This is a genomic window from Profundicola chukchiensis, assembly GCF_029664245.1.
Lineage (GTDB): Bacteria > Bacteroidota > Bacteroidia > Flavobacteriales > Weeksellaceae > Profundicola > Profundicola chukchiensis.
Genome location: NZ_JANAIE010000067.1, coordinates 1 through 229 on the forward strand (window position 1 = coordinate 1; position 229 = coordinate 229).

General features: G+C 73.8%; 1 pseudogene. It reads left to right on the top strand.

Annotation, left to right across the window (positions count from 1 at the left end):
- A pseudogene (locus tag NLM59_RS11685) lies at positions 1-229 on the top strand (hypothetical protein); the annotation flags it as partial.

Here is a 229-nt window from a genome sequence, read left to right on the forward strand (position 1 = left end):
CTGGAAGGCGGTGCGGGATCGCGATCCCGGCGCGAGCTTGTCGGAGCCCGGGCAAATAGCGGCGCCGGAGCGCTGGCCGGACCGCGAGGCGCTGTCCGACTGGCAGCTGAGCCGGGCGATGCGCCGGGGACGCGATATCGTCGCCGGTCATCACGCGCCGGGCGAAGCCGCGGCGCAGGACCGGCTGGCGGGTTTTGTCGAGGCGGGGCTCGAGCGCTATGGCGAAGGT